The 8891-nt window shown below is 34.2% G+C and carries 8 protein-coding genes; 4 read left to right on the top strand and 4 right to left on the bottom strand.

The genetic code is table 11. The features are described from left to right. The 4 genes from BOW55_RS11885 to BOW55_RS11870 form a co-directional block, all read right to left on the bottom strand. A partial coding sequence (locus BOW55_RS11885; RefSeq protein WP_371414518.1) for a hypothetical protein occupies positions 1-320 on the bottom strand: 320 nt, incomplete at its 3' end. A 421-nt stretch (positions 321-741) separates the two neighbouring features. Then, positions 742-1818 carry a cytochrome d ubiquinol oxidase subunit II gene (gene cydB, locus BOW55_RS11880; RefSeq protein ID WP_129024293.1) on the bottom strand — a complete coding sequence of 359 codons (1077 nt, stop codon included), beginning with the start codon at positions 1816-1818 and terminating at the stop codon, positions 742-744. Between the two features lie 2 nt (positions 1819-1820). Further along, positions 1821-3164, bottom strand: coding sequence for a cytochrome ubiquinol oxidase subunit I (locus tag BOW55_RS11875; RefSeq protein WP_089056166.1), 1344 nt, complete (start codon positions 3162-3164; stop codon positions 1821-1823). Between the two features lie 371 nt (positions 3165-3535). Next, a complete protein-coding gene (locus BOW55_RS11870; RefSeq protein ID WP_129024292.1) occupies positions 3536-4129 on the bottom strand; it encodes an HD family hydrolase in 594 nt (197 codons plus the stop codon). Between the two features lie 228 nt (positions 4130-4357). Here BOW55_RS11870 and BOW55_RS11865 point away from each other — a divergent pair, with 228 nt between their 5' ends. The 4 genes from BOW55_RS11865 (at position 4358) to BOW55_RS11850 (ending at position 8705) form a co-directional block, all read left to right on the top strand. Then, positions 4358-5773 carry a rhodanese-like domain-containing protein gene (locus BOW55_RS11865; RefSeq protein WP_129024291.1) on the top strand — a complete coding sequence of 472 codons (1416 nt, stop codon included), beginning with the start codon at positions 4358-4360 and terminating at the stop codon, positions 5771-5773. Between the two features lie 100 nt (positions 5774-5873). Further along, the gene (locus BOW55_RS11860; protein WP_129024290.1) at positions 5874-6437 is read left to right on the top strand and encodes a YeeE/YedE family protein; all 564 of its coding nucleotides are present in this window, start codon (positions 5874-5876) and stop codon (positions 6435-6437) included. A gap of 10 nt (positions 6438-6447) precedes the next feature. Then, positions 6448-6927, top strand: a complete 480-nt coding sequence (locus BOW55_RS11855) for a DUF6691 family protein (protein WP_129024289.1) — start codon at positions 6448-6450, stop codon at positions 6925-6927. A 200-nt stretch (positions 6928-7127) separates the two neighbouring features. Beyond that, entirely contained in the window at positions 7128-8705 is a 1578-nt protein-coding gene (locus BOW55_RS11850) for a glycerol-3-phosphate dehydrogenase/oxidase (RefSeq protein ID WP_129024288.1), read from the top strand. Positions 8706-8891 lie beyond the last annotated feature (186 nt).

Raw genomic sequence — 8891 nt, 5'->3', positions numbered from 1 at the left:
AGCATAAAATATCCATTTTCTCCATGACGTTTCTTTTCAAAGTTATTTGAAAGATTTTCAACTGCTTTTTCGTTTAGATTTTCAATTGGAAAATTTATTTCTTCTAAATCATCTTTGGAAATATAATGAATTGAATTTTCTCTGTCTTCAACATAAAAAACAATTAATTCATCATTGTAAAATTCGTAAATATGATTTTCTTCGAAATCAGCATTTATGTCTTCTAAACTTTTTACAAATCTTCTATCCTTAATAACCGGAAGAATTCTCTCTATATCTAAAAGTTTTTTTGGTAAAAACATAGCAAACGTACCATTCACATATTTTTCGATAATCTTTTTAATTAATTTTGGATCATTTATATATTCGGAATAAGCATTATTTAAAAAATGCTCATGTTTTCCCTCATTAAATTCACTTTTAATCTCAAGATTATTTATTGAAAATAATTTTTAAACCTTTAACTTTTTTAATTAATTGCTTAGTAAATCTTTCAGAAAACTGGGTTTCATCTAATAGCTTCTTTCTAAAAAACATAATTTGTAAATACTTTAAATTTCACTTATCCGCTTGTAATAGGTTTCAACCAAATATAAATAAACATTTTTAGTCATAAACATGTCATCAAAAATTAAAAAACCTCCAGGTAAAACTGGAGGCTATTCATATAATTAATTCGTGAAAATTAGTGCAATTGCTTCGCCAGTTCACTATCGCTCGGGTCGTGGCTATAAAAACATCTTAATGCTCCCCATACCCAATATCATCCATTTTTCCGCTAAAAACTTTATACTGAATAATAAAGTAAATGACAACTAAAAACAGTGCTATAAAAAACCAGCTCAATCCTGCATTTAATCCATATTCATGCGCTGCGGTATTGTAAATTGTCAGCGAAGGATTTACATCATTAGTAGAAGGTAAAACATTCGGAAAAATGGAAACGGCTGTTGAAGCAAATCCGCCTAATAAAAACAAGGTTGAAAACAGAAATCCGTGACCATCTTTTTTAAACGAGCGCACTTTAAACAATCCTAAAATTCCAACAAAAGTCAAAAGCGGGAAAAACCAAAGAATAGGATTTTCTATGAAATTATGAAACGGTTTAGGCTCTATAAAATGCCAAATTTGCAAAGAGATACAAACTAAAACCAAGAGTACAATATTCAGTTTAAAAACTACATTTTTAAGCTGCGGATTCAAAGCTGAATTTGTTTTGTAAATAATCCAATTTGCACCATGAATTGTTAGCGCCACAACGCTCACAATACCTAGAAAAAGCGTAAACCAATCTATAATTCCCAATTCACTTGCCTGCGGACTAAAAGTTGGATTCCATAACGGCAGAAAGAAAAAATGCGCTTCTTGTGTAGAAACACCGTTTTGTACCATTCCGAGATTTACGCCACGAACAATATTTCCTAAAGCAATCCCAAAGAAAAGCGCCAAAAGTAAACTTGCAACCCCAAAAGCTTTATCCCAAATCGTTTCCCACATTGGATGATGAATCTGCCCGCGCATTTCAAGTCCGATTGCACGAAAAATCAAAAGCCACAAAATCATAATCAAAGGCAGATAAAATCCGCTGAAAGAAGAAGCATATAAAGTTGGAAACGCAAAAAATAAAACACCTCCAGCCGCAATCAGCCAAACTTCATTAGCATCCCAAAACGGACCAATAGCACTTGTAATTGCTTTTTTATCTTTTTCTGTTTTTGCAAAAAATAAATGAATAATTCCTGCTCCAAAATCATAACCGTCTAAAACCAGATAAACAGCCAAAATTCCCATTAAAACTACGTACCAAAAAAATTCCATACTTATATATTTTCAGTTATGCCATCTTGATGAGGACCTTTATTGATAATTTTTCCAATCAAAAGTAAAAACAACATGCCAAGTAAAAGGTATAAACCAATAAAACCAAGCAGTGTGAACAAGGTATTACCTGATGAAACCGTTGGCGACGCACCAGCTGCAGTTCGCATTAAATTGTAAACAAGCCAAGGCTGTCTTCCTAATTCAGCCGTATACCAACCCGTTGTATTGGCAATATACGGAAATGGCATCATGAACATTAACGACCATAAAATCCATTTGGTTTCAAACAATTTCCCTCTGATTAATTGAAAAAGTGAAATCATCATTAAACCGATAAATACTGTTCCAAGTCCAACCATAATATGATAAGCATAATATAACCCCGAAATATTAGTTGGATGCAGATCTTCTTCAAACTGATCCAGACCTTTTATTTCCTGCTCCCAATTTCCATAAGTCAGGAAACTTAAAATATTAGGAACTGCGATTTTGTTATCCAATTTTTTATCTTTTACATCGGGCTGACCTATTAAAACAATTTCAGAACCTTTCTTTTCAGTATGAAAAATTCCTTCCATTGCAGCAAAAGTTACAGGTTGGTATTTCACAACATTTTTCGCCAGTAAATCTCCAGTTGGCATTGCAACGATTATACTCGAAATCAATCCGAAAATCACTCCCGTTTTCAAGAACAATTTCCCAAAAGAAACATTCTTTTTACTTAAAATATAGAAAGCCCCAATTCCCGCAACAACAAATGAACTTGTTACCATAGAAGCCGCTTGATTATGAAGATATGAAGGCCAAAGCCATGGATTTAAGAACAAAGCTTGAAAATTATTAAGCACAAATTTTCCGTTTTCAAGAATTTCATAGCCTACAGGATTCTGCATCCACGAATGTGTTGCGATAATTAAAAATCCGCTCGCCCAAGAACCAATGCAGATTAATAATCCGGTTACAAAATGCCATTTATGCCCAAGAAGTTTTTCGCCAAATAAAAATATACCTAGAAAAGAAGATTCCAGAAAAAATGAAAACATTCCTTCCATGGCAAGTGTCTGACCAATAATTCCTCCAGTTAATTCAGAGAATTTTGCCCAGTTGGTTCCAAACTGAAACTCCATTGGAATCCCAGTTACAACGCCCATTGCAAAATTGAGGGCGAAGATTTTCATCCAAAAATGAGTGGCGTGATTGTACTGTTCGTTTTTAGTTTTTAAATATTTCCATTTGAAATATACAATGATCAAGGAAAGTCCCATTGTAAGCTGCGGAAAAAGATAATGAAAAGTAATGGTGAAGGCAAATTGCATTCGGTCATAAAAGAGCATTTCTTCCATAAGTGGTAATTTGTTTATGAAGTTCCACAAATTTAACCATTACAACCCGAACAAAGCCTCTTAAAAAAAGTTTATCTCCCAATATTAGTTAAACTTTTCAACAATTTAAAAGTATGAATTACACTTATGATTTATGATGAGTGTGTCTCTATTTGTCATTTCGACAAAGGAGAAATCACACTAGAATTTCTACAACGAATAGAAATATACGTTGCGGAATCTCGTGTGTGATTTCTCCCTTCGGTCGAAATGACAATATTGCGTATAAATTTATGTGCTTAAACATAGCTCGTGGTTTCAACCACGGGAACGCAACGTAAGAAATACATAATCATGACCTGTTTCCCACGGTTGAAACCGCAGGCTATATTTTATTCTTTCTTCAAAATTCCTTTTTCAACACTTTCATTAATCAAACCTTCGGCGTAATTCCATATAGATTGTGAACCATTTTTAATGACGCTTTTCTTTTCGTAAACTTTATCATATTTCACGCCGAACTCTTTCCAAGTTCCGCCGTTATTAGAAGTGTTTTGCAATAAAGGCTCAAGTCTGTCCATCGATCTTGCAAATTTAGCCTCGTTAGTTTCTCCAGCTTCAAATTCTTCCCAAATAGAAATTAATTCTTCAGCCTGACTTTTCGGAAGCAAACCAAAAATGCGATTCGCAGCCAAACGTTCCTCATCAGTATTATCATGACTTTTTACCGTATCATATATAAAAACATCACCAGCATCAATTTCTACAATATCATGTATCAAAACCATTTTTACCACTTTCAAAACATCAATTGGCTCATTTGAATGTTCTGCCAAAACAATCGCCATTAAAGCTAAATGCCAGCTGTGTTCTGCATCATTCTCACATCGATCGCTGTTAAATAGTTTTGTCTTGCGCTGAATGTATTTTACTTTATCAATTTCTTTTATAAAAGCAATTTGATCTAATAAGTCTCCTGTGTTCATATCAATAATTTTCGTCAGTTGTAAAATTACATAGATTTTTTTCCACCATATAAGTTATATCAGTTCATTTTAGCAAAACGCAGATTACGCATGCCTTAAATTTACTTATATCACTTATGTGGTAAAAATTCCTTTTTTTAGATAAAATCAAATTTCTGTAACATTAGTCACCCATTTTAATAAAAAACTAGGTTACCTTTGTCTTCCCTTATTTTTAGAATTCATATCATGAAAATAGAACAAATTTACACCGGATGCCTTGCACAAGGTGCTTATTATATTACTTCAAACGGCGAAGCCGCGATTATTGATCCATTACGAGAAATTCAACCTTATTTAGATCGTCTTGAACGCGATCAGGTAAAATTGAAATACATTTTCGAAACGCATTTTCACGCCGATTTTGTTTCGGGACATATTGATTTAAGCAAAGAAACAAAAGCACCGATTGTTTATGGACCAAACGCTGCCTGCGAATTTGACTGCATTTCTGCAAAAGACGGTCAGGAATTTAAAGTTGGAAAAGTAACTATAAAAGTACTGCATACTCCAGGACATACTATGGAAAGCGCTACTTTTTTACTAATTGATGAAAACGGAAAAGATCACGCTATTTTTTCTGGCGACACTTTGTTTATAGGTGATGTTGGCCGTCCTGATTTAGCTCAAAAAGCAGCAGGAATGACTCAAGATCAGCTAGCAGGAATTTTGTATCATTCGCTGAGAGATAAGATAATGACTCTGGCAGATGACGTAATTGTTTATCCAGCGCATGGTGCAGGAAGTGCCTGTGGAAAAAACATGAGCAAAGAAACAGTTTCGACTATTGGAAATCAAAAAGCAACCAATTATGCTTTGCGCGCCAATATGACCGAAGAAGAATTTATTAAAGAAGTTACTGATGGTTTATTGCCTCCTCCTGCATATTTCAGTATGAATGTGGCAATGAACAAAGGTGGTTACGAAAGCTTTGAAACGGTTTTGCATAACGGAATGAAATCAATTAAAGTCGAAGAATTTGAAGCTGTTGCCGAAGAAACTGGAGCTTTGATTTTAGATACTCGCAAAAGTGGTGATTTTGCAAAAGGATTTATTCCACAATCTATTAATATTGGAATCAATGGTGATTTTGCGCCGTGGGTTGGAACTTTAATTGGCGATGTAAAACAACCTATTATATTGATAACTGAAGTAGGTCTTGAAGAAGAAACGGTTACACGCTTAAGCCGTGTAGGTTTCGATTCGATTATCGGACATTTAGAAGGCGGTTTTGAAGCTTGGCAGAAAGCTGGTTTTGAAATTGATACTGTAAACAGAATCTCTGCAGAACAATTTTCAAAAGAATTCAATATTAAAGAAGATAAAGTTATTGATGTTCGAAAGGAAACTGAGTATGAAGCTGAACATATTGAAGATGCTTACAGCAAACCTCTTGCCTACATAAATGACTGGGTAAAAGACATTAACCCAAATGAACATTTTTATCTGCATTGTGCCGGCGGTTACCGCAGTATGATAGCGGCTTCGATTTTACAAGCACGTGGATTTAGAAATTTTTCTGAAATTGACGGCGGTTTTGGAGCCATCTCAAAAACAGAAGTTCCAAAATCAGATTTTGTTTGTCAGAGCAAAGTATTAAAATAAATTTGAGGTACTGAGAGGCAAAGGTTCAAAGGAACAAAGTTATTTCTTTGAATCTGAACCTTTGAACCTCTGTCCCTATGAACCTTTGAACCTTAAAAATATGTTAGAAATTTTAAAAGAACCTTGGCCTTGGTACGTTTCAGGCCCTTTAATTGGTTTAACCGTTCCTATTTTATTGATAATCGGAAATAAATCTTTCGGGATTAGTTCTTCGCTTCGTCATATTTGTGCGGCTTGTATTCCGGCAAATATTTCGTTTTTTAAATACGATTGGAAAAAAGAAAGCTGGAATTTATTCTTCGTTTTCGGAATTTTTCTTGGCGGAGTTATTGCGGCTTATTTTCTTTCAAATCCAAATCCAGTTCAAATTACTCCTGAACTTTCAGAGCAATTAGCGACTTACGGAATTACAGATCATTCTGGTTTAGTTCCAGCGCAATTATTCTCGTGGGAAAGTTTATTAACGCTTCGCGGATTTATAATGATTGTTGTAGGCGGATTTTTAGTTGGTTTTGGAACGCGTTACGCCGGCGGATGTACGAGCGGACACGCGATTATGGGAATTTCAAATTTACAATGGCCTTCATTAGTAGCAACAATCTGTTTTATGATTGGCGGTTTTGTAATGTCACTTTTGATTTTACCTTATATTCTTTCACTTTAAAATTTCAAAAATGAGCAATTTAGAAAATAAAAATACAGACACAGAAGGAATCAACGGAAGTCAAATAAAAGATTCAGGATTCGCAAATCTTAAATATCTTATTGTTGGAATTCTTTTTGGAATTGTATTCGTAAAAGCAGAAATCATCAGCTGGTTTCGTATTCAGGAAATGTTTCACTTACAATCTTTCTTTATGTATGGCGTAATTGGAAGCGCTGTTGTTGTTGGTGTAATATCTGTTTTTATCATTAAAAAATTCAATATTAAAACCCTTCAAGGCGAAAAAATCGAAATTCAGCCAAAGACTTTCAGTAAAGGACAAATCTATGGCGGATTATTATTTGGTTTTGGATGGGCAATTACTGGAGCTTGTCCTGGGCCGCTTTTCGCTCAAATTGGTACAGGTGCAACTGTAATTGCAGTAACCTTATTAAGTGCCATTGCAGGAACTTGGTTTTATGGTTTGATTAAAGACAAACTTCCTCATTAAATAAAATTCTTTTCACATATTATAAACCCGACAGATTTCTAAAACCTGTCGGGTTTATTTTTTCCAGAACTAAAGTTCACAGCTTCTTTACAGACAAATTTTCTTATTAAGAGTATTTCTTCATTTTAGTTTCATTAAGTTTTATTAAGTTTACTATATAAGATTTTATCTTACAAAAAACACCAATAAATCGATACTATATGAAACGCTCAGAACAATTGTCGAAATTAAAAAATACTGAACAGTGGGATGTAATTATAATTGGTGGTGGAGCAAGCGGTCTTGGAACTGCTCTTGATGCAGCAAGCAGAGGTTATAAAACACTCTTACTTGAAGCGGTCGATTTTGCAAAAGGAACTTCAAGCAGAAGTACTAAATTAGTTCACGGCGGAGTTCGCTATTTAGAACAGGGAAATATACACTTGGTTATAGAAGCCCTAAAAGAAAGAGGTTTACTAGCTAAAAATGCTGGACACTTAGTTAAAAATCAATCTTTTGTAATCCCCAATTACAATTGGTGGGGAGGACTTTTTTATACTACAGGACTGACTATTTATGATTTGTTGGCTGGACGTTTAAGCTTAGGCCGATCAAAATATATTTCGAAGAAAAAAACAATCGAAATGCTTCCAACCGTAGAAGAAAAAGGTTTGGTAAATGGCGTTATTTACCATGACGGACAATTTGATGATTCTCGTTTGGCTATAAACATTGCTCAAACTGCAGTAGAAAAAGGAGCTTGTCTTTTAAATTATGCTAAAGTTGTAAACTTATTAAAAGATGATAAAAACCAAATTATCGGTGTCGAAGCAATAGATCATGAAACGGGTGATCATTACGAAATAAAAGGTGCTGCAATTATTAATGCAACCGGCGTTTTTACAAATGCCATTATGAAACTGAACGATACGGTTTACAAAAAATATATTGTTCCAAGTCAGGGAATTCATCTTGTATTTGACAAATCATTTTTGCCAAGCGATCACGCTTTGATGATTCCTAAAACAAGCGACGGACGAGTTTTGTTTGCGGTACCCTGGCACAACAGAATTGTAGTGGGTACAACTGACACCTTAATTAGAAAACACAGTTTGGAACCTATTGCTCTCGAAAGTGAAATTGAATTTGTATTGGAAAATGCGCAGTGTTTTCTAGCTAAAAAACCAACAAGAGCCGACGTTTTATCTGTTTTTGCAGGTTTACGTCCTTTAGCTGCTCCTGAGGAAGAAGGAAAAAGCACCAAAGAAGTTTCTAGAAGTCATAAAATTATAGTTTCAGAAACCGGCTTAATAACCATTACCGGCGGCAAATGGACAACATACAGAAAAATCGCTGAAGACATTATAGATAAAGCAATCAAAAAAGGCAAATTACCTAATAAGCCATGCGTAACAGAACATCTTTCTATTCATGGAAATAAACCCACAACGACTTTAGACAGAATGAATCATTTGTACATCTATGGTTCAGATGTTACTGAAATACTAGAATTACAAAAAAACGAACCCGAATTAAAAGAAAAACTTCATCCGGATCATGAATTTACAATGGCAGAAGTTGTTTGGGCAATTCGATATGAAATGGCAAGAACCGTTGATGATATTTTAGCAAGACGTGTACGTTTATTGTTTTTAGATGCCAGAGCAGCAATTGAGTCTTCTGAAAAAGTAGCAAGAGTACTGGCAAAAGAACTCGGACATGATGAAGCTTGGGTACATAAAGAGATTTCAAACTTTAAAGGAATTTCGAAAGGTTTTCTTTTAAAAGAATTTCAATAGACTTTTACTAACTTAAACCCGTTGGATGGAATTACTTTCAACACATAGAAACATAGCTTTTGCAGTCAAAAATTAGGCGTTTCACTTTTTTAAAATATACATAGCCCTGCTATGCGAAAGAAACGTGTTTCTTTTTGTCTCCTTTTTTAAACATAAAATCTATGTTTCTATGTGTTAGATTTTTTT

Source organism: Flavobacterium sp. YO12, from assembly GCF_004119495.1.
Lineage (GTDB): Bacteria > Bacteroidota > Bacteroidia > Flavobacteriales > Flavobacteriaceae > Flavobacterium.
Note: the sequence above shows the minus strand (reverse complement) of the source record. Positions and strands in the feature narration are given on the sequence as shown.

What these genes read in the sequence shown, in the direction of transcription:
- cydB (WP_129024293.1), bottom strand. Translation starts at nt 1,818, where the DNA reads ATGGAATTTTTTTGGTACGTAGTTTTAATGGGAATTTTGGCTGTTTAT.
- BOW55_RS11875 (WP_089056166.1), bottom strand. Translation starts at nt 3,164, where the DNA reads ATGGAAGAAATGCTCTTTTATGACCGAATGCAATTTGCCTTCACCATT.
- BOW55_RS11870 (WP_129024292.1), bottom strand. Translation starts at nt 4,129, where the DNA reads ATGAACACAGGAGACTTATTAGATCAAATTGCTTTTATAAAAGAAATT.
- BOW55_RS11865 (WP_129024291.1), top strand. Translation starts at nt 4,358, where the DNA reads ATGAAAATAGAACAAATTTACACCGGATGCCTTGCACAAGGTGCTTAT.
- BOW55_RS11860 (WP_129024290.1), top strand. Translation starts at nt 5,874, where the DNA reads ATGTTAGAAATTTTAAAAGAACCTTGGCCTTGGTACGTTTCAGGCCCT.
- BOW55_RS11855 (WP_129024289.1), top strand. Translation starts at nt 6,448, where the DNA reads ATGAGCAATTTAGAAAATAAAAATACAGACACAGAAGGAATCAACGGA.
- BOW55_RS11850 (WP_129024288.1), top strand. Translation starts at nt 7,128, where the DNA reads ATGAAACGCTCAGAACAATTGTCGAAATTAAAAAATACTGAACAGTGG.